General features: G+C 71.8%; 15 protein-coding genes. 9 read left to right on the top strand and 6 right to left on the bottom strand.

The genetic code is table 11. The features are described from left to right. The first annotated feature begins 3 nt into the window (after positions 1–3). From ENE75_RS21690 to ENE75_RS21660, 7 genes are all read left to right on the top strand, one after another. A complete protein-coding gene (locus ENE75_RS21690; RefSeq protein ID WP_128200600.1) occupies positions 4–1,806 on the top strand; it encodes a cytochrome c3 family protein in 1,803 nt (600 codons plus the stop codon). Beyond that, positions 1,803–4,751, top strand: coding sequence for a cytochrome c3 family protein (locus ENE75_RS21685; protein WP_128200598.1), 2,949 nt, complete (start codon positions 1,803–1,805; stop codon positions 4,749–4,751). The genes ENE75_RS21690 and ENE75_RS21685 overlap by 4 nt, the downstream gene beginning before the upstream one ends. A gap of 9 nt (positions 4,752–4,760) precedes the next feature. After that, on the top strand, positions 4,761–6,989 hold the full coding sequence (locus ENE75_RS21680) for an outer membrane protein assembly factor BamD (RefSeq protein ID WP_158289043.1): 2,229 nt from the start codon (positions 4,761–4,763) through the stop codon (positions 6,987–6,989). A 16-nt stretch (positions 6,990–7,005) separates the two neighbouring features. After that, positions 7,006–8,988, top strand: a complete 1,983-nt coding sequence (locus tag ENE75_RS21675; RefSeq protein ID WP_128200594.1) for a heme lyase CcmF/NrfE family subunit — start codon at positions 7,006–7,008, stop codon at positions 8,986–8,988. Continuing rightward, the gene (locus ENE75_RS21670) at positions 8,985–9,446 is read left to right on the top strand and encodes a cytochrome c-type biogenesis protein (RefSeq protein WP_128200592.1); all 462 of its coding nucleotides are present in this window, start codon (positions 8,985–8,987) and stop codon (positions 9,444–9,446) included. The genes ENE75_RS21675 and ENE75_RS21670 overlap by 4 nt, the downstream gene beginning before the upstream one ends. Further along, a complete protein-coding gene (ccmI, locus tag ENE75_RS21665; RefSeq protein ID WP_128200590.1) occupies positions 9,443–10,717 on the top strand; it encodes a c-type cytochrome biogenesis protein CcmI in 1,275 nt (424 codons plus the stop codon). The genes ENE75_RS21670 and ccmI overlap by 4 nt, the downstream gene beginning before the upstream one ends. Positions 10,718–10,789: 72 nt before the next feature. Further along, positions 10,790–12,079: an NAD(P)-binding domain-containing protein gene (locus tag ENE75_RS21660; RefSeq protein WP_128200588.1), complete on the top strand. Its 1,290-nt coding sequence runs from the start codon at positions 10,790–10,792 to the stop codon at positions 12,077–12,079. Positions 12,080–12,202: 123 nt separating this feature from the next. On the opposite strand, the gene ENE75_RS24935 is transcribed toward ENE75_RS21660, so the two are convergent. Further along, positions 12,203–12,352 carry a hypothetical protein gene (locus tag ENE75_RS24935; protein WP_158289042.1) on the bottom strand — a complete coding sequence of 50 codons (150 nt, stop codon included), beginning with the start codon at positions 12,350–12,352 and terminating at the stop codon, positions 12,203–12,205. Positions 12,353–12,621: 269 nt separating this feature from the next. Between ENE75_RS24935 and ENE75_RS21655 the strand changes: the two genes are divergently transcribed. Both ENE75_RS21655 and ENE75_RS21650 read left to right on the top strand, forming a co-directional pair. Beyond that, entirely contained in the window at positions 12,622–13,794 is a 1,173-nt protein-coding gene (locus tag ENE75_RS21655; RefSeq protein ID WP_128200586.1) for a saccharopine dehydrogenase family protein, read from the top strand. Between the two features lie 156 nt (positions 13,795–13,950). Beyond that, the gene (locus ENE75_RS21650) at positions 13,951–15,693 is read left to right on the top strand and encodes a PHA/PHB synthase family protein (protein ID WP_233259202.1); all 1,743 of its coding nucleotides are present in this window, start codon (positions 13,951–13,953) and stop codon (positions 15,691–15,693) included. A gap of 82 nt (positions 15,694–15,775) precedes the next feature. On the opposite strand, the gene ENE75_RS21645 is transcribed toward ENE75_RS21650, so the two are convergent. From ENE75_RS21645 to ENE75_RS21625, 5 genes are all read right to left on the bottom strand, one after another. Then, positions 15,776–15,982 carry a hypothetical protein gene (locus tag ENE75_RS21645; protein ID WP_128200582.1) on the bottom strand — a complete coding sequence of 69 codons (207 nt, stop codon included), beginning with the start codon at positions 15,980–15,982 and terminating at the stop codon, positions 15,776–15,778. A 342-nt stretch (positions 15,983–16,324) separates the two neighbouring features. Next, positions 16,325–17,572: an MFS transporter gene (locus tag ENE75_RS21640; RefSeq protein WP_128200581.1), complete on the bottom strand. Its 1,248-nt coding sequence runs from the start codon at positions 17,570–17,572 to the stop codon at positions 16,325–16,327. 7 nt (positions 17,573–17,579) lie between these two features. Further along, on the bottom strand, positions 17,580–18,983 hold the full coding sequence (locus tag ENE75_RS21635) for an efflux transporter outer membrane subunit (protein ID WP_128200579.1): 1,404 nt from the start codon (positions 18,981–18,983) through the stop codon (positions 17,580–17,582). Further along, positions 18,980–22,144: an efflux RND transporter permease subunit gene (locus ENE75_RS21630; RefSeq protein WP_128200577.1), complete on the bottom strand. Its 3,165-nt coding sequence runs from the start codon at positions 22,142–22,144 to the stop codon at positions 18,980–18,982. Before ENE75_RS21630 ends, ENE75_RS21635 begins: the two co-directional genes overlap by 4 nt. A gap of 13 nt (positions 22,145–22,157) precedes the next feature. Continuing rightward, positions 22,158–23,369, bottom strand: coding sequence for an efflux RND transporter periplasmic adaptor subunit (locus ENE75_RS21625; RefSeq protein ID WP_128200575.1), 1,212 nt, complete (start codon positions 23,367–23,369; stop codon positions 22,158–22,160). Positions 23,370–23,383 lie beyond the last annotated feature (14 nt).

Raw genomic sequence — 23,383 nt, 5'->3', positions numbered from 1 at the left:
ACGGTGACCCGCACATGGCGATGCTTCCTCATCCTCTGCCTGAGCCTGCTCACGTCAGCGGCCCAAGCGCAGTCGCTCGAATCGGTGCTGCGCCCGGGCGACGTGATCGCCGGGCACGCCAAGTGGGAGGACGACTGCGCCGCCTGCCATGTGCGCTTCGACCGCCAGGCGCAGGACCGGCTGTGCATGGACTGTCACAAGGACGTCGGGGCTGACATGCGCGCGCGCAAGGGCTTCCATGGTCGTCTGGATCCCCAGGCCTGCCGCAGTTGCCACACCGACCACAGGGGCCGGACGGCGCGCATCGTCGTGCTGGACACCGCCACCTTCGACCACGCGAAGACCGACTACGCCCTGCGCGGACTGCACCGCGACGTGAAATGCGCCGCCTGCCACACGCCGGGTCGCAAGTGGCGCGAGGCACCCCAGACCTGCCAGGCCTGCCACACCCAGGACGACGTGCACAAGGGCAGCCTGGGCCCCACCTGCGCCGACTGCCACACCGAGACCGGCTGGCGCGACACCACGCTCGACCACGACAAGACCCGCTTTCCCTTGCGCGGCAAGCACGTCGACGCCAAGTGCGACAGCTGCCACAAGACCGCGGTGTTCACCGATGCGCCGGAAACCTGCGTGGCCTGCCACCGTGCCGACGACCAGTCGCCCAAGGGCCACCAGGGCCGTTTCGGCGAGAAGTGCGAGACCTGCCACGACGCCCAGGCCTGGAAGCCCAGCCGTTTCCGGCACGAGCGCGACACGCGTTTCGAGCTGCGTGGTGCGCACCGGCAGGCCCCTTGCGCCAGCTGCCACAAGACGCCGCTGTACACCACGAAGACGCCCACCGCGTGCGTCGACTGCCACCGCGCCGACGACAAGCACGAGGGCAGCCTGGGCCGCGAGTGCGGCGCCTGCCACCAGGAACAGCGTTGGACCGACGTGGCGCGTTTCGACCACGACCGCACCCGCTATCCGCTGCGTGGCCTGCACCGTGACGCACGCTGCAGCGGCTGCCACACCAAACCCGGCCAGTACCAGGTGGCCGACCAGCGCTGCGTGGCCTGCCATCGTGCGGACGACCATCACGAACCCACGCTGGGCGAGCGCTGCGACAGCTGTCACGTGGAGGTGGGCTGGAAGAAGGTCGACCGCTTCGACCACGCGACCGCGCGCTTTGCCCTGCGCGGCGCGCACCGCGACGTCGCCTGCAGTGACTGCCACCGCGACACCCGCTACCGCAAGACGCCCTCGCAGTGCATCGCCTGCCACAGGGCCGACGACCAGCACGAGGGCCAGCTCGGCGAGCGCTGCGAAAGCTGCCACACCGAAACCCGCTGGACCGGCGTGCGCTACGACCACGCCCAGGCCCGCTTTGCACTCACGGGCCGTCATGTCGGCGTGGCCTGCAGCGACTGCCACCGCACGCCGCGCTATCGCGATGCGCCGCGGGACTGCCTGTCCTGCCACCGCGCCGACGACACGCACCGCGGCACGCTGGGTGCGGCCTGCGAAAGCTGCCACAACACGCGCGACTGGCGCCTGTGGCGCTTCGACCACGACCGTCGCACTCGCTTCGCGCTCGACGGTGCGCACCAGCCGCTGGCCTGCACCGCCTGCCACCGTGCGCCGGCACCGGTCGGCCAGGCGATCGCACCCGTGGGCGGCGATTGTGTCGCCTGCCATCGCACCGACGACCGGCACGACGGCGCCTTCGGCGCGCGCTGCGACCAGTGCCACGTGACGTCCGACTGGCAGCGTCTGCATCGACGGGCCGGCACCGTGCAGCGCACAGGGGAGGGGACACGATGACGACCCGGATACGCCCGACCTTCACGCTGTGGCGGTGGATCCTCGTGCTGATCCTGCTGTCGACGAGCGGAGTGGCCATGCCAGCCCTGGCCCAGACCGGCGCCACGAGCAGCTTCGACCACCTGGCCACCGGTTTCCCCCTGCAGGACGCGCATGCGCGCGCCCGCTGCGAGTCCTGCCACCAGGGCGGCGTGCTGCGTGGCACGCCGCGCGACTGTGCCTCCTGCCATGCGCCCGGCCGTCGCCTGTCGGCAGGCAACACGGTGATGCCGCCCACGCACCTGCCCACGCAGCAGACCTGCGACAGCTGCCACGGCACCAGCACGTTCAGCGGCGCGCGCTTCCGCCACATCGGCGTGGTGCCGGGCACCTGCCAGACCTGCCACAACGGCGTGATCACCGAAGGCAAGACCGCGCAGCACATCCCGACTACCGCATCCTGCGACAGCTGCCACCGCAGCAACGCCTGGCTGCCGGCGCGTGGCTTCGACCATGCCGGCGTCGTGCCCGGCACCTGCCAGACCTGCCACAACGGCTCGCGCGCCACCGGCAAGAACGCGCAGCACATCCCCACCGGCACCGCCAGCAGCTGCGACAGCTGCCACGGCTCGACGAGCCGCTGGACGCCGACGCGCTTCGACCACACCCAGACCCTGGTCAGCGGCCAGTGCGCCAGCTGCCACAACGGCGCCTTCCCGCCAGCCGACGGCAAGCCGGGCAACCACGTGCCCTACACCGCGGTGCCGGTCACTGCCGCGGCCAACTGCGACGGCTGCCACAAGAACGGCACCACCAGCTGGACCGGCGCGCGCGTGCACGCCAACTACAGCATCGGCAACAGCTGCGCGAGCTGCCACAGCGGTGCGTATCCCGACGCCGTGGGCAAGCCCACCGATGCGCTGCATGCCGGCGTCACCGGCAACTGCGAGAGCTGCCACAAGAGCACCAGCAACTGGGGCTCGGCGCGGGTGGACCACAGCACGTTCAACGCCGCGACCAACTGCGCCAGCTGCCACAACGGCAGCGCTGCCACCGGCAAGCCGGGCACGCACATCCCCACCGGCGCGGCCAGCTGCTACAGCTGCCACGGCACCACCGGCTGGACGCCCACGACCTGGAACCACACCCAGGTGCCGGTGACGGCGCAGTGCGCCAGCTGCCACAACGGCGCGTTCCCGCCGGCCGACGGCAAGCCGGCCACGCACGTGCCGTACACCGCGGTGCCGGTCACCGCTGCGGCCAACTGCGACGGCTGCCACAAGAACGGCACCACCAGCTGGACCGGCGCGCGCGTGCACGCCAACTACAGCATCGGCAACAGCTGCGCGAGCTGCCACAGCGGTGCGTATCCCGACGCCGTGGGCAAGCCCACCGATGCGCTGCACGCCGGCGTCACCGGCAACTGCGAGAGCTGCCACAAGAGCACCAGCAACTGGAGCTCCGCGCGTGTGGACCACAGCACCTTCAACGCCGCGACCAACTGCGCCAGCTGCCACAACGGCAGCGCGGCCACCGGCAAGCCGGGCACGCACATCCCCACCGGCGCGGCCAGCTGCTACAGCTGCCACGGCACCACCGGCTGGACACCCACGACCTGGAACCACACCCAGGTGCCGGTGACGGCGCAGTGCGCCAGCTGCCACAACGGCGCGTTCCCGCCGGCCGACGGCAAGCCGGCCACGCACGTGCCGTACACCGCGGTGCCGGTCACCGCCGCGGCCAACTGCGACGGCTGCCACAAGAACGGCACCACCAGCTGGACCGGCGCGCGCGTGCACGCCAACTACAGCATCGGCAACAGCTGCGCGAGCTGCCACAGCGGTGCGTATCCCGACGCCGTGGGCAAGCCCACCGATGCGCTGCATGCCGGTGTCACCGGCAACTGCGAGAGCTGCCACAAGAGCACCAGCAACTGGAGCTCCGTGCGCGTGGACCACAGCACCTTCAACGCCGCGACGAACTGCGCCAGCTGCCACAACGGCAGCGCTGCCACCGGCAAGCCGGGCACGCACATCCCCACCGGCGCGGCCAGCTGCTACAGCTGCCACGGCACCACTGGCTGGACGCCCACGACCTGGAACCACACCCAGGTGCCGGTGACGGCGCAGTGCGCCAGCTGCCACAGCGGCGCCTTCCCGCCGGCCGACGGCAAGCCGGCCACGCACGTGCCCTACACCGCGGTGCCGGTCACTGCCGCGGCCAACTGCGACGGTTGCCACAAGAACGGCACCACCAGCTGGACCGGCGCGCGCGTGCACGCCAACTACAGCATCGGCAACAGCTGTGCCACATGCCACAGCGGCGCCTACCCGGATGCAACCGGCAAGCCCAACAACGCCTTGCACGCCACGGTCACCGGGAACTGCGAGAGCTGCCACAAGAGCACCAGCAGCTGGTCGAACGTCAACTTCGCCCACTCGCCGGCCAACGCCGTGGGCACCGGCACCTGCGACACCTGCCACAACGGCAGCACCGCCACCGGCAAGCCGGCCAACCACATCCCGGTGCCGGTGGGCACGGCACGATGCGACAGCTGCCACCGCTCGCAGACGTCGTGGACCGCCTCGGTGACCATGAACCACGGCGTCGTGACGACCGCCAGCTGCAAGTCCTGCCACGGTGGGGCTTTCGCAGGGGCCGGCGCCACCGCCAAGCCGTCGAACCACATCCCCGAGGTGCAGCTGCTGGCTGGCGCCAGCATGGACTGCAAGGCCTGCCACACCAGCACCACCAGCTGGGGCGGCATGCGCATGAACCACAACAACAGCCAGGGCAACGGCGCCGGCTGGTGCAAGGCCTGCCACGACCGCTCGACCGCATGGCTCGGCGACATGGAGAAGAAGTCGCTGACGCACGAGCGTTCCACCGGCGTCACCGACTGTTCGCAATCCGGGTGCCACCGGCCATTGGGCCGCGAGGGCACGCCGTACTCCCGCTGGGAGTGACCTGCTGCTATGCCCACACGTCGCCATGCCTTGCCCCTGATGCCCAGGGCGCTCACCGTCGCCGCCTGTCTGGTCGCCGCCGCGCTGCCTGCGCAGGCTGCCTTCGTCGTCGACCAGGTGCAGGTGCGGCGCGAGGGTGATGCCGCCGTGCTGGCGCTGCAGTTCGCCACCGAGGTGCAGTTCCAGCGCCAGATCGCCACCGCCGCCGGCGACACCGTGCTCATCGTCTACCAGCTTGTGAGCACCACCAACCGCGAGATCGGCCCGGGCAGCCAGCTGCTCGCGCTGGATCACCTCAAGGGCCTCGACCGACTGCGCCTGACCGACGAACCCGGGCAGGCCGACCGCGAACGGCGCATCGTGCTGCGCCTGGGCGAACCCGGCACCGTGCGCGTGCGGCAGGGGGCGGACAACCGTGCCATCGAGATCCTGCTGCCCGGCCGCGGCGAACGGCTGGCCGGCGCAGCGTCTGCACCGCCTGCACGGCCCGCGCCGGTGGCATCGGCTGCGGCCAGCGGTGACTCCGAAGTCCAGGCCAAGGCGCTGCTGGACAACGCCACGCAGGCCATGGCAGCAGGTTCTCACCGCCTGGCGCTCGACGGCCTCAACGCCCTGCTGGACCTGCCGCCGAACGCGTCCACCCGGCCGGCGCAGGCTATGGCCGGCGACGCCTGGCTGGCCCTGGGCGACACACGCCGCGCGCGGGCAGAGTACGAGACCTTCCTGCGCCTGTACCCACAGGGCGAGGACAGCGACCGCGTCCGCCAGCGGCTGGCCACGATGCCAGCCGAGGCGGCGAAGCCGGAGACCCCGACCACGGTGGCCGAACCCGAGCGGCGGGACGACACCACGCTCGATGCCTCCGTGGCCCTGAACTGGTACGGCGGCAACGGCCAACTGCGCAGCCAGGACTTCCAGGACTCTCCCATCGCCGGCCTGCCGCCGACCGTGGGCGAGGCGCAGTTCACCAGCGACCGTGCCAGCCAGGTGGTCGGCGCCGCGGACCTGTCGTGGCGCCGCCGCACCGACGATCAGGACCAGCGCGTCGTCTTCCGCAACGCCTACACGCGCGACCTGGAACGGCCCGAGAAGAGCCGCAACAGGCTCTCGGCTGCCTACGTCGACCACCGGGCACTGAAGGCGGGTTGGGGCGTCCGGCTGGGCCGGCAGTCGCCCACCGGCGGCGGCGTGATGGGGCGCTTCGACGGGGTGCAGGGCTACGTCACGCCGATCGGCAAGCTGCGCCTGGGCGCGGTCGCCGGCGTGCCGGCCGAGCAGCTGTTCGACACGCAACGCCACTTCTACGGCCTGCGCCTCGAGCAGGACCGCGTGGTCGGCGCGCTGGGCGGTTCGCTCTACGCCATCGAGCAGCGCATCGACGGCGAAGTCGACCGGCGCGCCGTGGGCCTGGACCTGCGCTGGTTCTCCGGCGGCACGTCGGTGTTCTCGCAGTTCGACTACGACGTCGCCTTCGGTGCCACCAACGCCGTGAGCGTGCAGGGCACGCACGTGGCCGAGGACAACACCGTCTACACGCTGCTCTACGACCGGCGCGCCCTGGCCCCGCTGTCCTTGGGCAACGCACTGACCTTCGAGGACCCCGCGCAGCCCGGCGTGATCTTCACGCGCATCGCGCCGCGGCTGGCCAACACGACGGTGGCCGTGCTGCGCGAGCAGATCGTCGCGCTGACGCCCATGGTCACGCAGGCCCAGGCCGGCGTGACCCGGCCGCTGAGCCCGCACTGGACAGTGGGCGCCAGCCTGGGCCTGACGAACACCGGCGCCATCCCGCCGGTGCCGGACGTGCCCGGTTTCGAGACGGGCCGGCCGGCCACCGGCGACATCGTCAGCGCCACCGCGCAGCTCATCGGCCTGAACCTGCTGTCCGACCGCGACACCCATGTCGGCGTGATCACCACCATCCGCAGCCCGCAGCTCGACGGCCTGCTGCTGGCGTACAACCAGTCGGCCTGGTGGTGGAGCGACTGGCAGGTGGAACCGTCGCTGCAGTACTACCGCGACCGCACGCCCGAAGGCAGCCGCAGCGAGCGCTGGACACCCGGCCTGCGCGTGACCTACCGCGGCTGGAAGAAGGTGGCGCTGGAGACGGCGCTGACCTACGAGATCGGCAGCGCCACCCGCGTGCTGACCGACCCGTCGGGCAACATGCCGCCCACGTCCACCCGCGAAAGCTCCCGCCGCGCCAGCTACGCGCTGGGTGCGCGCGTCGAGTTCTGAGCGGGCAGGGGAGACCATGCTCGCCGAACTGGGACAGGTGGCGCTGTTGTGCGCGCTGGTGGCCGCCCTGGTGCAGGGCACGCTGCCGCTGTGGGGCGCCGCACGCGGCCATGGGCTGGCCATGCGCTTCGGCGCCAGCGCCGCGCAGGCGCAGGCGCTCGCGATTGGCCTGGCGCTGGCGCTGCTGGCCGCGGCCTTCGTCGGCCACGACTTCTCGCTGGTCTACGTGGCCGAGAACTCGAATCGGGCCTTGCCGCTGGCCTACCGCATCGCCGGTGTCTGGGGCGGGCACGAAGGCTCGCTGCTGCTGTGGGTGGCCATGCTGGCGGGCTGGACGGTGGCGGTGACGGTCTTCGGCGGTGGCCTGCCCAAGGTGCTGCGCGCACGCATCCTGGCGGTGATGGGCTGGATCACGGTGGGCTTTCTGCTGTTCATGCTCACCACGTCCAACCCCTTCGACCGCCTGCTGCCAGCGCCGCTGGACGGGCGCGACCTGAACCCGCTGCTGCAGGACCCCGGCATGGTGGCGCACCCGCCCATGCTGTACATGGGCTACGTGGGCTTCTCGGTGGCCTTCGCCTTTGCCATCGCGGCGCTGATCGGTGGCGACCTCGACGCCCGCTGGGCCCGCTGGGCGCGGCCCTGGACGACCGCGGCCTGGTGCTGCCTGACGATCGGCATCGCGCTGGGCAGCACCTGGGCCTACTATGAACTGGGCTGGGGCGGCTGGTGGTTCTGGGACCCGGTGGAGAACGCGTCCTTCATGCCCTGGCTGCTGGGCACGGCGCTGATCCATTCGCTGGCGGTGACGGAGAAGCGAGGCGCGTTCAAGTCCTGGACCGTGCTGCTGGCCATCCTGGCCTTCTCGCTGTCGCTGCTGGGCACCTTCCTCGTGCGCTCCGGCGTGCTGTCGTCGGTGCACGCCTTCGCCACCGACCCGCGGCGCGGCCTGTTCATCCTGGGGTTCCTGGTGGTGGTGACCGGCAGCGCCCTGGCGCTGTACGCCTGGCGCGCGCCCCGCATCGGGCTGGGGGCGCGGTTTGCGCCGGTGTCACGCGAGTCGACCCTGCTGCTGAACAACGTGCTGCTGGCCGCGGCCACGGGCACCGTGCTGCTGGGCACGCTGTACCCGCTGATGCTCGACGCATTGGGCCTGGGCAAGATCTCCGTGGGCCCGCCGTACTTCGAGGCGGTCTTCGTGCCGCTGATGCTGCCGCTGCTGCTGCTGGCGGGTTTCGGGCCGTTGCTGCGCTGGCGTGAGGCCGATCTGTCGGCCTTGCGCAAGCCGGCGCTGGTGTCGGCGGTGTTGGCCTTGGCTGGCAGTGGCGCGATCAACGCCGCCCTGGGCAGCCTGCGCCCGCTGCCGCTGCTGGGCGTGGCCGTGGTGCTGTGGATAGTGGCCGGCATCGCACTGGACCTGGCCGGCTGGTGGCGCCGTGGCCAGATGAGGCAGCTGCCGCGCGCCGTGGCCGGCATGATGCTGGCGCACCTGGGGGTGGCGGTCTTCGCCTTCGGCGTCACCGGCGTGCGCAGCGGCGAACTCGAGATCGACCAGCGCGTGCGCCCCGGCCAGGTCGTGGCCCTGGCCGGCCTGGACTTCCGCTTCGACGGCGTGCGCGAGCGCACCGGGCCGAACTACGACGCCCTGCAGGCCACCGTGACCGTGCTGCGCGATGGTCAGACCGTGCGGGTGATGCACCCGGAGAAGCGCGTCTACCGCGTGCAGCGCAACCCGATGACCGAGGCGGCCATCGCGCCCGGTCTGCTGCGCGATCTCTACGTGTCGCTGGGCGAGGAGGTCGCACCTGGCGCGTGGGCGCTGCGCGTGCACGTCAAGCCCTTCGTCGACTGGATCTGGGGTGGCTGCCTGCTGATGGCGCTGGGCGGCGCCGTGGCGGCCAGCGACCGGCGTTACCGCCGCATGCGCCCGGCAATGGCACCAGAGATCGCGCCGCCACCGCGCGGCGTGCCCGTGCTGGCGGGGGAGGGTGCTCGATGAGGCGTTTACCCAGGCCGTGGGCAGCATTGGCGCTATGCGGCCTCGCGCTGCTGACCACGTTGCCGGCGGGTGCGCTGGCGGCCACGGCACCGCTCGACGACGCCACGGTGGAAGCGCGCCTGCGCAAGGTGGCCACCGAACTGCGCTGCCTGGTCTGCCAGAACCAGACCATCGCCGATTCGCAGTCGGGCCTGGCGCAGGACCTGCGGGACGAGGCGAGGGCGCTGATCCGCCGCGGCGCCAGCGACGACGAGGTGCGGCACTACATGACCGAGCGCTACGGCGACTTCGTGCTCTACCGCCCGCCGGTCAAGCCAACGACCTGGCTGCTGTGGGCGGCGCCGGCGCTGCTGGCCGCCGCTGGCGCGGTGCTGCTGGCCCTGACCCTGCGCCGCCGTGCACGGCTGCCGGCCGACGCCTTCGAACCCGACCCCGAACTGCCCGAGGCGTCCCCATGACCGCGTTCCTGGTGTTCGCCGCACTCATCGGCGCCGTGGTGCTCGCCATCCTCCTGCGCCCGCTCTGGTCCGGCAGTGGCCGACGAACCGAGCCCGACCCGCTGGCCGCGCTGCGCGCCCAACTGCAGCAGCTCGACGCCCTGCACGCCGCGGGTGCGCTCGACGATGCGGCGCACGCCGAGGGGAGGGCGCGGCTGGAACGCCGGATCGTCGAAGCCGTGGCCAGTGGCTCGGTCACCACCCCGCGCGATGCCGGGGGCCGCGATGCCCCGCCGGTACCCGGGCTGGTGCCCGTGCTGCTGAGCCTGGCGCTGGCGGTCGTGGCCGGCGGCTACGTCTGGCTGGGTCGACCCGACGCCCTGGACCTGCCCGGTACGACCGCTGCAGGTCCAACGGGCCCTGGCGCAGCGACCCCGGAGGCGGCGCCCCACACCATAGACACGGCGCAGATGCGGCAGATGGTCGACAGTCTGGCGCAGCGCCTGGCGGCCGACCCTGCGGACGCCGAGGGCTGGGCCATGCTGGCGCGCTCCTGGGTCGTGCTGGGCGAACCCGGCCGTGCCGTGCAGGCCTACCGGCAGGCGCTCGATGCCGGCGTGAAGGACGCGGCCCTGCTGGCCGACTTTGCCGATGCACTGGCCGTGGCCGACGGCCACCGCATAGAAGGCGAGGCGCTGCAACGCGTGCAGCAGGCACTGGCACTGGACCCGGACCAGCCCAAGGCCCTGTCCCTGGCCGGCACCGCGGCCTTCGACCGCGGCGACTATGCCGGCGCGGTGACCCACTGGGCGCACCTGCAGGCGGTGGGGTCGCCCGACCACCCGCTGGTCCGGCAGATGGCCGCCGGCCTGTCAGAGGCCAGGCAGCGCCTGGCCGCAGCAGGAGGGCGCGTGGCCAGCACCGCTGTGGCATCGCCACCGTCGGCCGCCGCCTTCGTGGCCGGCACGGTGCAGCTCGATCCGGCGCTGGCCCCCCAGACGCGACCCGACGACACCGTCTTCGTCTTCGCACGCGCTGCCAGCGGCCCGCGCATGCCGCTGGCGGTGATGCGTGCCCAGGTCAGGGACCTGCCGCTGCGCTTCCGGCTGGACGACAGCCTGGCCATGTCGCCGGCCTTTCGCCTGTCGGGCCACGATCGCGTGGTGGTCGGCGCCCGCATCAGCCGCAGCGGGGAAGCGACGGCACAGCCGGGCGAGCCCCGCGTGGAGTCGTCAACCCTGGCGCTGGGGCGCAACGACATCCAGTTGATGCTGGTGCAGGGCACGCGGTGACATGAGCGCCGTGCACTTCCGGGCCGGCCCGCGCCTGTGCGGTGCGGCCCGTCACCCGACACGGTGGCGCCCATGAGCCTCTGGCTGCCCTATGCCCTGGTCCTGATCCTGGCCGTTGGCGGCTACGTGCTCTGGCAAAGCCGCCGGCAGCGGACCCACGCCGAGGCGCTGGCCGTGGCACAAGCGGCCGGCATGGCCGAACCGATGTCGCTGCACCCGGTGGTGGACCCGTTGCGCTGCATCGGCTCTGGCACGTGCGCCCAGGCCTGTCCGGAGCAGGCGCTGGGCGTGATCGGCGGCAAGGCCGTGCTGGTGGATGCGGCTGCCTGCATCGGGCACGGGGCGTGCGCCGCCGCGTGCCCGGTGGACGCCATCCAGCTGGTGTTCGGCACCGAGCGGCGCGGCGTGGACATCCCGCAGGTCAGCCCGCAGTTCGAGACCAACGTGCCCGGCATCTTCATCGCCGGTGAACTCGGCGGGATGGGCCTGATCCGCAAGGCGGCGGAGCAGGGCCGCCAGGCCATCGACGCCATCCGCCACCGGCCGCGTGGCGCCTGGCCGCTGGACGTGGTCATCGTCGGTTGCGGTCCGGCCGGGCTGTCCGCCGGGCTGGCGGCGATGGAGCAGGGCCTGCAGTTCCGCCTGATCGAGCAGGAGGCGTCACTGGGCGGCGCCGTCTTCCACTACCCCCGGCAGAAGGTGGCGATGACGGCACCGGTGACGCTGGCCCTGGTGGGCAAGGTGCAGTTCACCGAGGTGGCCAAGGAACGTCTGCTGGCGTTCTGGCAGGACATCGTCGAACGCACCGGCCTGCCCATCCAGTTCCAGGAGCGCTTCCTCGGCGCCACGCCCGAAGGCGACGGCTTCGTCGTGCGCACCAACCAGGGCGAGTTCCGCTGCCGCAGCGTGTTGCTGGCCCTGGGCCGCCGGGGCACGCCCCGCAAGCTGGGCGTGCCCGGCGAGGAACAGCCGCACGTGGTGTACCGGTTGACCGACCCCGAACAGTACGCGGGCCAGGCGGTGCTGGTGGTGGGTGGCGGCGACAGCGCCGTCGAGGCGGCCGTGGCGGTGGCCGAAGTCCCGGGCACGACCGTCACACTCACCTACCGGGGCGAGGCCTTCGCGCGCGTGAAGCCGCGCAACAGGGAGCGGCTGGACACGCTGCGCAAGCGCGGCCGGCTCGAGGTGCTGCTGCGGACCGAGGTGGCCCAGATCAACACCGGACGCGTGCGGTTGACCACGGGCGATGGGAGCCAGGAGCGCTTGGCCGATGCGGTGGTCGTCTGCGCCGGCGGTGAACTGCCGATGCCCTTGCTGCGCACCATCGGCGTGGCCTTCGAGACGAAGTACGGGACCGCCTGAACGGTCGCAAATGGAGGGTCAGGCTCCGAAGGTCTGGTTCCAGGTGTTCAACGACCACCAGATGTCCGCTATCCAGCGGTTGCTGGCGACCCGGGGTGCGACAGGGGTCAGGCTCAGCCAGCCTCAGCGGCCGCCGCGGCTGGCGTTGGCCTGCATCCAGCGCGCTGCCCAGGCATCTGAACGCGCCTGGTCGCGCGCGCCCATGGACATCACCCAGGCCAGCCCGCCCGTGATGAAGGCGACCGGCACGAAGGCAAGGATCAACGTGGTCATGACAGGGATCATTGAGAGTGGTTGACGGCTGTGGATGCTGAAGCAGATGGCGCACTTGCGCTCCGCGACCGATGGATGACCGGAGTGGACCCACAAGGCCTGGGGGCATGCGGGAAGTCTTGGACATCTAGTACACCACTTTTAATATTGCTAATGTATCTTATGTCAACTTAGAAGGGGCGTTGCCGGAGTTCCCACGACAGCATCTGCCAACCCGTGCCGTCACCTTCCGGACAGGCGCGCCGCTCGCCCGCATCCAGAATGCCCGGATGACCAAGTCCTTCGATCTCGTTATCTTCGGCGCCAGCGGCTACACCGGGCGCCTCGTGGCCGAACACCTGTCGCGCCAGGCACCACCCGACCTGCGCTGGGCGCTCGCCGGACGGGACGCCAGCCGCCTGCTGGCCGTGCACAGTGACCTGCAACTGCCCGACGCCGTGGCTTGCCTCACGGTCGATGCCACCGACGAGTCGAGCCTTCGATCGCTGATGGCGCAGACGCGCCTGGTGATCACCACCGTCGGTCCTTACCAGCTGTATGGAAGTGCTCTGGTTGCAGCCTGCGCACAGGCGGGCGTGGACTACGTTGATCTCTGTGGCGAACCGGCGTGGATGCGTCAGATGATCGATACCCACGAGGTCCAGGCGCGGGGCAGCGGTGGGCGGATCGTGTTCTCGTGCGGCTTCGACTCCATCCCCTTCGACCTGGGCGTGTGGCTGCTGCAGGCGCAGATGCGTCAGCAGCACGGTCAGCCGGCAACGCAGGTGCATGGCCGCGTGCTGCGCATGAAGGGCACGTTCTCCGGTGGCACGGCGGCCAGCCTCCGGGCCACGTTGGCTGCGGCCCGCAGCGATCCCTCGGTGATGGCCTTGCTGCGCGATCCCTTCTCCCTGACGCCTGGATTCCAGGGACCGGCCCAGCCGCCTGGTCACAAGCCGGTCTATGACGAGCGCATGGGGTGTTGGCTGGCGCCCTTCGTGATGGCAGACATCAACACGCGCAACGTGCACCGGAGCAACCTGTTGCAGGGGCATGCCTACGGTGCGGACTTCCGCTACGACGAGATGCTGGTCACCGGGCCGGGCGAGCACGGCCAGGCGCGGGCCCACGCGGTGGCGGCGGACCGTTCGCTCGCGTCGGACGATGGTCCGCGACCGGGTGAAGGCCCGACGCGCGAGGAGCGCGAGGCCGGGCTCTACGAACTGCTGTTCGTCGGCCGCGATGACGCTGGCCACGAGGCCCGTGTCCGCGTCACCGGCGACCGCGATCCGGGCTACGGCTCGACGTCGAGGATGGTCGCCGAGGCGGCCCTGTGCCTGCTGGGCCGCGACGCCGTGGCCACACCAGGCGGCATCTGGACACCGGCCGCGGCCATGGGCCAAGCCCTGATCGACCGCCTGCAGGCGCGTGCGGGGCTGACCTTCGAGGTGCTGCCCGACTGATCACGTGGTCGCGTGCGTGGCGCGGCTTGCGGGTTGTCAAGCCTGGAGGGGCGCGGAGGCGGCATCCTTGACCCCCGTTGTTGCCACTGGTTCATCGCCGAGATGCCCGCAGACACTCGTTCACACCACGGGGCCATGGCCTGCCCTGCCCCGCCCGTGCCAGCAGCCCGCGCCCGCGCGGAAGCCCTGGACGGCCAATTGCACGCCATGATGGCGCCGCTGTGGGGCGGGCTGTCGCCGGTCTCGATGGCCCTGGCGGCTTCTGACTGGGCCTGGCATCTGGGCACGCAGCCCGCGCGCGCAGCCCATTTGGCCGCGCAGGCCTGGCAGCTGGGGCAGGCCGCCGCGATGGACGCGCTGACGCAGGCAACGCTGCCGGCCTCGGCCAGCGAGCGTCCTGACGACCAGCGCTTCACCGCCGATGCCTGGCAGCGTTGGCCCTGGAACGCGCTGGCCCGTCAGCACCTGGCGGCCGAACACTGGTGGCGCGATGCCACCGACCTGCGCGGCATGCAGGCCCACCACCGTGACGTCGTCGGCGCCTTTGCCCGCCAGTGGCTGGACATGCTGTCGCCCACCAACGCCGGTCTCGGCAACCCGGAGGTGCTGGCCGCCACGGTCGAACGCCAGGGCGGGAACCTCGTGGCCGGGCTGGCCCATGCGCAGGACAACTGGCGGGTTCAGCATGGCCTGCCGCGGCACTTCGACCACGGGCGCCATTTCGAACCCGGCCGCGATGTCGCTCTGACACCCGGCCGCGTGGTGCACCGCAACGCCCTGGTGGAACTGATCCAGTACAGCCCGACGACGCCCCGGGTGCAGGCCGAGCCGGTGTTCATCGTTCCCAGCTGGATCATGAAGTACTACATCCTGGACCTGTCGCCCCACGATTCCATGGTGCGCTGGCTGGTGGACCAGGGCCACACGGTGTTCATCCTGTCCTGGCGCAATCCGGACGCCGGCGATGCGTTGCTGGACATGGACGACTACCTGAACCTGGGCGTGTTCGATGCGCTGGCCGCCGTTGGCCGCCGCGTGCCAGGGCAGGCGGTGCACGCCATGGGCTACTGCCTGGGCGGCACGTTGCTGGCCATTGCCGCCGCCGCGCTGGCACGCCAGGGCGCGGCGGCGGGCGCCGACGCCCTGCCCCGGCTGGCGTCGATGAGCCTGCTGGCGGCCGAGACGGATTTCAGCGAGCCGGGCGAGATGGGCGTGCTGATCGACGAGAGCCAGGTCGCGCTGCTCGAGGACATGATGGCCGAGCGCGGCTACCTCAGCGGGCGGCAGATGGCCGGCAGCTTCCAGTTCCTGCATTCACGCGAACTGGTGTGGTCCGCCACCCTGCGGGAGATCTGGATGGGCGAGCCGCTGCGGCCGAACGACCTGATGGCCTGGAACGCGGACACCACGCGCATGCCCGCAGCCATGCACAGCCAGTACCTGCGGCGGCTGTACCTGCACAACGAACTGGCGCTGTCGCGGTATTGCGTGGAAGGCCGGCCGGTGTCGCTGCGCGACCTGCGGCTGCCGGTGTTCCTGGTCGGCACCGAGAAGGACCACGTGGCGCCCTGGCGCAGCGTCTACAAGCTGCATGGCCTGACCGACACCGAACTCACCTTCGTGCTGACCAGCGGCGGCCACAACGCGGGCATCGTCAGTGAGCCGGGCCATGCCGGCCGCCGCTGGCGGCAGGGCACCCGTCGGCCCGGCGACACCTGGCGGGCACCTTCGGACTGGGCGCAGACGGCCGAGTCCCACGACGGTTCCTGGTGGACGGCCTGGGACCACTGGCTCAAGGCGCATGGCACCCGCAAGCGGGTGCCGGCACGCGGGCTGACGGCGCGGGAAGGTCTGGGGCCGGCCCCGGGCCGCTACGTGCACCAGCGGTACGACGACTGAACGACCGTGGCAGCCGCCCTGCCCGCGCCGGTCTGCGCCACGGCGGAGTCCGCTGTGCACGGGCGGCGCGCCACCTGCAATGTCAGCCGCTAGAGCCCGGCATCGGCGCGGCGGGTTCGACGCGCTCCCCATTGACATAGGCTACGCCGTCGCGCACCTCGATCAGCATCGGCCCGAAGCGCGATGCCCACACCACGCGAAGCACACCGGCGGTGGACAGTTCCAGCGCGGGTTCCGGCGATTCGCCGGGCGGGCAGACGAGGCGTTCGGGCAGCAGGGGTGCATTCATGCGGGCGGCGTGTGCAGGTGGGGCCACTGGTGGCGCGGGCGGTGCGGCCCGACCTGCCGGTTCCTGACTGCTCAATGGGCCGACAGCCACGCAGCCATCAACGACCCCAGGGCGGCCAGGCCAACCGCCATGCCGGCCAGACGGGTGGGCAGGCGGTGCCACAGGCTGCGGCGCACGAACAGCGGGCGCATGGTTTGGCGCCGCACGGTTCAGAACCAGGCCCACAGCCGCCACAGCCAGGTAGGCATCATGGGCGCGGACGGGTGATAGTGCTGGCGAAAGACGTGTTTCATGGCAACCTCCTGCCATGAACTGTACAGACACACAGTACTGGATGCAAGCTCAGTCTGGCGGTGTGCGCATCCCCGATGCCCGCGGCAGCACCAGCAGCGCCACGAAGCCGAGCAGACACAGGCCGCTGCTGAGCGCCATGGCGCCGAAGCCCCAGCCTTGCAGCGCCGCGCCGAAGACCAGTGGCGACGCCGCCTGGGCCAGCCGAGTCGGCGCCATCAGCAGCCCCTGCATCTGGCCGTAGCCCCGCGGGCCGAAGATGGCCAGCGGCAGCGTGCCCTTGGCGATGGTCATGATGCCGTTGCCCAGGCCGTGCAGGATGGCGAAGGCCGGTGCCGCCACCGGCCCCACGGTGGCCAGCACCACCACGCCCACCGGGTGGCCCAGGGCGGCCAGACGCGCCGACAGCAGCGGATGCAGACGCCGCAGCCAGCCGGCCTCCAGCAGGCGACCGGCCACCTGTGCCGGACCGATCAGCGTGCCCACGGCCACCGCGGCCGCCGCGCCGGCGCCGGCCAGCTGCAGCACCGCGGGCAGGTGCGACGCCATCGCGGTGCTGACGAACCAGGTGGCGGCGAAGACGAAGGACAGCAGCACGCCAGCGCGCAGCGGGTGGGCCAGTGGCGGCGGGTCGGTGAAGTCGGCGGCCGTGGCGGTGGCAGTCGGTGGCACAGTACTGCCCTCGGATTCCCTCTCGGCTTGCACGTTCGGCGCCGTCGACGGTGGCATCGGCGGTGCTTTCGGCAGGCTGGCGTTCAGCGGCACGCCCAGCCCGAGGTGCAGCAGCGCCCACACGCCGCAGGCCACGCGCCAGCCGAACTCCGCCTCCAGCCACGCGCTCAGCGGCCAGCCCACGGTGCTGGCGAAGCCGGCGATCAGTGTGATGCCGGTGATGCCGCCCCGCGCCCCATGGCCCCACAGGCGCACCAGGGTCGCGAAGCCAGCCTCGTACAGGCCAGCGCCCATGGCCGCGCCAATGAGCAGCCAGGCGGCGAACAGCGTCCACGGCCCCTGGGCCAGCGCCAGGCCGCCCAGGCCGGCGGCAAAGACCAGGTTGCTGGCGATCAGCACCGGCCGGCCGCCGCGCTGGTCGATGGCGCGCCCCGCAGCCGGCCCAACGGCCGCGGCCAGCAGCATGGCCAGCGAGAACGCGCCGAACACCGTGGTCGGCGCCACGCCCAGGTCGCGCGCCATCGGCACGGCCAGCAGCGCCGGCAGGTAGTAGCTCGACGCCCAGGCCAGCGTCTGCGCCACGCCGAGGCGGGCGACGACGGGCCAGCGGCGCGCCGGGGCGGTCAGGATGGCCTCAGGACGCGGTGGCGGCGCGGGCCGGCATGGCGGCCGGTGCGGAGTCGGCCAGCGCCGTGCCGCCGGCCAGCACGCGGTAGAGCAGCAGCGCGTTCTGCCGCTGCGCCAGCTCCAGCTGGATCACGGCCTGGCGGGCGGCAAGCGCCGAGCGCTCGGCGTCCAGGCGGTCCAGCAGGCTGGCGGCGCCGGCGGCCAGCAGCCGTTCGGCCAGGGCCAGGCGGCGCTGTTCGGCCTCGGCCTGCGCGCGCTGTGCGGCCAGCTGGTCGCCCAGCGTGGCGCGGGCGGCCAGGGCGTCGGCCACCTCGCGGAAGGCGGTCTGGATGCTCTTCTCGTACTGCGCCACCGCCAGCTCGCGCGCGACCTTGGCGGCCGCCAAGTTGGCTTCGTTGCGGCCGGCGTCGAACAGCGGCATCAGCAGCTGCGGCGCGAAGCTCCAGGCGCTCTGGTCGAACAGCGACTGCAGGTCGGTGCTGGCGAAGCCCAGGCTGCCGGTGAGCGCGATGCGCGGGAAGAAGGCCGCCCGCGCGACCCCGATGTTGGCGTTGGCCGCCACCAGCAGCTGCTCGGCCTGGCGCACGTCCGGCCGCTGCAGCAAGACCTCCGACGGCAGGCCCGCCGGCAGGTCGGCGTAGGCCACGGCCTGCAGCGGCGCGGCGGCCGGCAGGTCGGCCGGCAGCGGCCCGCCCAGCAGCAGCACCAGGGCATTGAGGTGCTGCTGGCGCTGGCGCTCCAGCGCCGCGGCGCTGGCCCGCGCCGCAGCGACCAGCGACTCGCTGGCGCGCAGTTCCGGCTCGCCGGCGGCACCTGCGTCGAACTTCAGCTTCACGAGCTTCAGCGAGGCCTCGCGCGACGCCAGCACCTGCTGGGTCAGGGCGATCAGCGCATCGTCGGCACGCAGCACGAGGTCCGCGTCGGCCACCGCGGTGACCAGGCTCAGCTGCACGGCGCGGCGGGCCTCGTCGCTGGCCAGCAGGCGGGCGGCGGCGGCTTCGCTGAGGCTCTTCACTCGGCCGAACAGGTCGAGCTCGAAACTCGTCACCTGCAGGCCGACGCTGTAGCTGCTGCTGGCGCTGCTGCGGTTGGCTGCGGCACCGGCGTTCAGCGTGGGCAGGCGGTCGGCCTGCTGCACGCCCAGCGCCGCGCGCGCCTGCTCGACGTTGAGCACGGCGATGCGCAGGTCGCGGTTGTTCGCCAGCGCGGCACGCACCAGGGCCTGGCTGCGCGCATCGGCGATGAAATCGGCCCAGGACAGCTGCGCGGCCGGCACGCCGGCGTCTGCCGCCGGTGCCGGGAAGGCGGCCGCCACCGGTGCGGCCGGGCGCTCGTAGGCCGGTGTCAGGGCGCAGCCGGCCAGCGCGGCGGCCAGGCCCAGAGCGCTCAGGGAAGATACACGGCGGGTCATCGGTCCTCCTGCGGCACGTGCAGGTTCTGGTTCTCGGTCTCGTGGCGGTCGAAGCGCTGCTGGCGCGCACTGGGCGGGAAGAAGCGCCGCACCACGGCGAAGAACAGCGGCACGAAGATCACGGCCAGCAGCGTTCCGCTGATCATGCCGCCCACCACGCCGGTGCCGATGGCGCGCTGGCTGGCCGACCCGGCCCCGGTAGCCAGGAACAGCGGCAGCACACCCAGCGTGAAGGCCATCGAGGTCATGATGATGGGCCGGAAGCGCAGCCTGGCCGCTTCCAGTGCGGCGTCGAACACCGCCCTGCCCTGCGCCTGCAGATCCTTGGCGAACTCGATGATCAGGATCGCGTTCTTCGCCGACAGACCGATGATGGTGATCAGGCCGACCTGGAAATACACGTCGTTGGACAGCCCGCGCCCCAGCGTGGCCAGCACCACGCCAAGCACGCCCAGCGGCACCACCAGGATCACCGCCAGCGGGATGGCCCAGCTCTCGTACAGCGCCGCCAGGCACAGGAAGACGGCCAGCACCGCGAACCCGTACAGGATCACGGCCTGGCTGCCGGCGATCTTCTCCTCGCGGCTGATGCCGGTCCACTCGTAGCCGAAGCCCGCGGGCAGCTGCGCCACCAGGCGTTCCATCTCGGCCATGGCGTCGCCGGTGCTGTAGCCCGGCGCCGCGGAGCCACCGACACGCATGGCCGGGTAGCCGTTGTAGCGGATGGTCTGCATCGCGCCGGTGACCCACTGCGTGCTCGCGAAGGCCGACAGCGGCACCAGGCCCCCGCGGCTGCTCGGGGCCGACAACTTCAGCAGGTCCTCCGGCTGCATGCGTGCCGGCGCGTCGGCCTGCACGACCACGCGCTGCAGGCGGCCGGCACTGGGGAAGTCGTTGACGTAGCTCGACCCCAGTGCGGTGGAGAGCGTCGCATTGATGGCGTCGAAGCTCACGCCCAGCGCGGCGGCCTTCTCGCGGTCAACGGTCAGCTGCAGCTGTGGTGCGTCCTCCAGGCCATCGGGGCGCACCTGGGTCACGACCTGGCTCTGGCGCGTCATGCCGATGAGCTGGTTGCGCGCGGCCACCAGCGCCTCGTGGCCGAGGCCGGCGCGGTCCTGCAGGCGCAGGTTGAAGCCGCTGGCCTGGCCCAGCTCGGGGATCGGCGGCGGGCTGAGCGGGAAGATGAAGGCGTCGCGGATGCCGGACAGCGCGCCGAAGGCCCGCCCGGCCAGCGCCTGCGCGCTCTGGCCCGGGCCGGTGCGTTCGTCCCAGGGCTTGAGCGTGACGAAGGCCAGCGCCGCGTTCTGCCCCTGGCCGCTGAAGCTGAAGCCCAGCACGCCGACCATGCTCTCGACCTCGGGCTGCTTGAGCATGAAGGCCTCGACCTGCTGCACCACGTCGCGGGCGCGCTCCTGCGTGGCGCCCGGCGGCAGCTGGATGCTCACGATCAGGTTGCCCTGGTCCTCGGCCGGCAGGAAGCTGCCGGGCAGGCGCATGTAGGCATAGCCCAGCACGCCCACCAGCACGGCGTAGATCACCATCAGCCGGCCGGCGCGCGGCAGCATGGCCTTCACACCCCGGCCGTAGCCGTCGGACGTGCGCGTGAAGGCCCGGTTGAACCAGGCGAAGGGCCCGCGGCGGGCGTGTTCATGCCCGGGTTCGATGGGCTTGAGCAGCGTGGCGCACAGCGCCGGCGTCAGACTCAGCGCCAGGAAGGCGGAGAAGGCGATCGCCGTGACCATCACCGCGGCAAACTGGCGGTAGATGTTGCCCACCGCGCCGGCGAAGAAGGCCAGCGGCACGAACACCGAGATCAGCACCACGGTGATGCCGACGATGGCGCCCTGGATCTGCCCCATGGCCTTGCGCGTGGCCTCGTAGGGCCCCAGGTGCTCGGTGGCCATGATGCGCTCGACGTTCTCCACCACCACGATGGCGTCGTCGACCACGATGCCGATCACCAGCACCATGCCGAACATCGTGAGCACGTTGATCGAGAAGCCCAGCGCCAGCAGCACGGCAAAGGTGCCCAGCAGGGCCACCGGCACCACGATGGTCGGGATGACGGTGTAGCGGATCTTCTGCAGGAACAGCAGCATCACCAGGAACACCAGGCCCACGGCCTCCACCAGGGTGATGGCCACCTGCTCGATCGAGATGCGGATGAAGCGCGAGCTGTCGTAGGGGATGGCGTAGCTCATCCCGGCCGGGAAGTAGCCCTTCAGATCTTCCATCTTGGCGCGCACGGCGGCCGCGGTCTCCAGCGCATTGCCGGTGGGCGAGAGCTGGATGCCGATGCCGGTGGACGGTTTCCCGTTCAGCCGCGCCGTGGTGGCGTAGGCCTGGGCGCCGAGCTCGATGCGGGCCACGTCGCGCAGGCGCACGCTGGAGCCGTCGGCATTGGCGCGCAGCACGATGGCGCCGAACTGCGCCGGCGACTTCAGCTGGCCGTCGACGGTGACCGTGGCCGAGATCCGCTGGCCGTCGACGATGGGCAGCTCGCCGATGCCACCCGCCGAAACCTGCGCGTTCTGCGCGCGGATGGCGGCCAGCACCTCGGCGCTGGACAGGGTGTAGCTGCGCAGCTTGGCCGGGTCAAGCCAGATGCGCATCGCGCGTTCGGTGCCGAACAGCTGCGCCTGGCCCACGCCGGGCACACGCTGCAGTTCCGGCAGCACGTTGCGCGACGCGTAGTCGCCCAGGGCCACCGGGTCCCAGGCCGGGTCGCTGGACGTCAGAATGGTGAAGAGCAGGAAGTTCGAGCGCGCCTTGTCCACGCGCACGCCCTGCTGCGTCACCGCGCTGGGCAGGCGCGGCGTGGCCCGCGAGACGCGGTTCTGCACCTCCACCTGCGCCAGGTCGGCGTTGGTGCCCGGCTCGAAGCTCAGTGTGATGCTGCCGCTGCCGTTGGCCTGGGCCACGGTCTCCATGTAGATCAGGCCGGGCGCGCCGTTCATCTCGCGCTCGATGACGGCCAGCACGGCGTCTTCCAGCGTCTGCGCCGAGGCGCCCGGATAGGCCGCGCTGACGACGATGGACGGCGGCGCCACCGGCGGGTACTGCGCGATCGGCAGCTGCTTGATCGCCACGCCGCCCATCACCATGATGAACAGCGCGATCACCCACGCGAAGATGGGGCGGTCGATGAAGAACTTCGACATGGCGGGTCCCGGCTCAGCGGCTGGCGGCCGAAGCCGGTGCCGCTGCTGCTGCGGACGCCGCCGACGGCGGCGTCCACGGCACCGGGTTCACCGGCGCGCCGGGCACGAACATCTTCTGGAAGCCATCGACGATCACGCGTTCGCCCGGCTGCAGGCCGCCGGTGACGATCCACTGGCCGTCCTGCGCGCCGGCCACGCTGATCTTGCGTGGGGCCGGCTTGTTGCCCTCGCCCACCACCAGCACCGTGTCGCCCTGCTGGGTGCGCGTGACGGCCTGCTGCGGCAGCAGCATGGCCTGGGGCAGCGTGGCCTGTGCCAGGCGCACGCGCACGAACTGGCCCGGCAGCAGCAGACCCTGCGAGTTGGGCACCTCGGCGCGCAGCGTCACCTGGCCGGAACTGGCGTCCACGCTCAGATCGCTGAACAGCAGCCGCCCAGGCTGAGGCAGCACGCTGCCGTCGTCCAGCACCACCTGAACAGGCACACTGTCGCCGCTGCTGCGCTGCATGCGGCCGGCGGCCAGCGCCTGGCGCAGCGCCAGCAACTCGTTGGCCGACTGCGTGAAGTTGACGTACACGCGGTCCACCTGCTGGATCACCGCCAGCGGCGTGGCCTCGGCCGCGCTGACCAATGCGCCTTCGGTGACCAGGGCACGACCGATGCGCCCGGCGATCGGCGCCGTCACCTGCGCGTAGCCGAGGTTCAGGCGCGCCGTCTGCACGGCCGCCTTCGCGGCGGCCACGTCGGCTTCGGCGGTCTTCTGCGCCGCCAGCGCGGCCGCGTAGTCCTGGGCGCTGATGGCCCTGGCCTCGGCCAGCGGGGCGTAGCGTTCGGCCGTCAGCCGCGCCTGGGCGGCGCCGGCCTCCGCGCGCTGCTGCTGCGCCTGGGCGCTGGCCAGGGCTGCCTCGTAGGGGGCGGGGTCGATGCGGTAGAGCGCCTGCCCGGCCTTGACGTCGCTGCCTTCGCTGAACTGGCGTGCGGTGACGATGCCGGTCACGCGTGCGCGCACCTGCGCCGTGCGCCGGGCCTCGACGCGGCCCGGCAGCTCCTGTTGCAAGGCGACGCCCTGGGGCTGCACCGCCAGCACACCCACCGGTGCCGGTGGTGGCGCCCCACCGCCCGCCGTGGGCGCACCACCGCCGCCGCAGGCGGCCAGCAGGGCCGCCATGGCGGCCAGGGTGATCAGGGTCAGTGAGCGCGGGGCTCGAACGGGCGACGAGGCCATCGGAAATCCTTGTG

Source organism: Rubrivivax albus (genome assembly GCF_004016515.1).
Classification (GTDB): Bacteria; Pseudomonadota; Gammaproteobacteria; order Burkholderiales; family Burkholderiaceae_C; genus Rubrivivax; species Rubrivivax albus.
The sequence above is the reverse complement of the archived record's forward strand: the minus strand, read 5'-3'. Positions and strand labels throughout refer to the sequence as shown.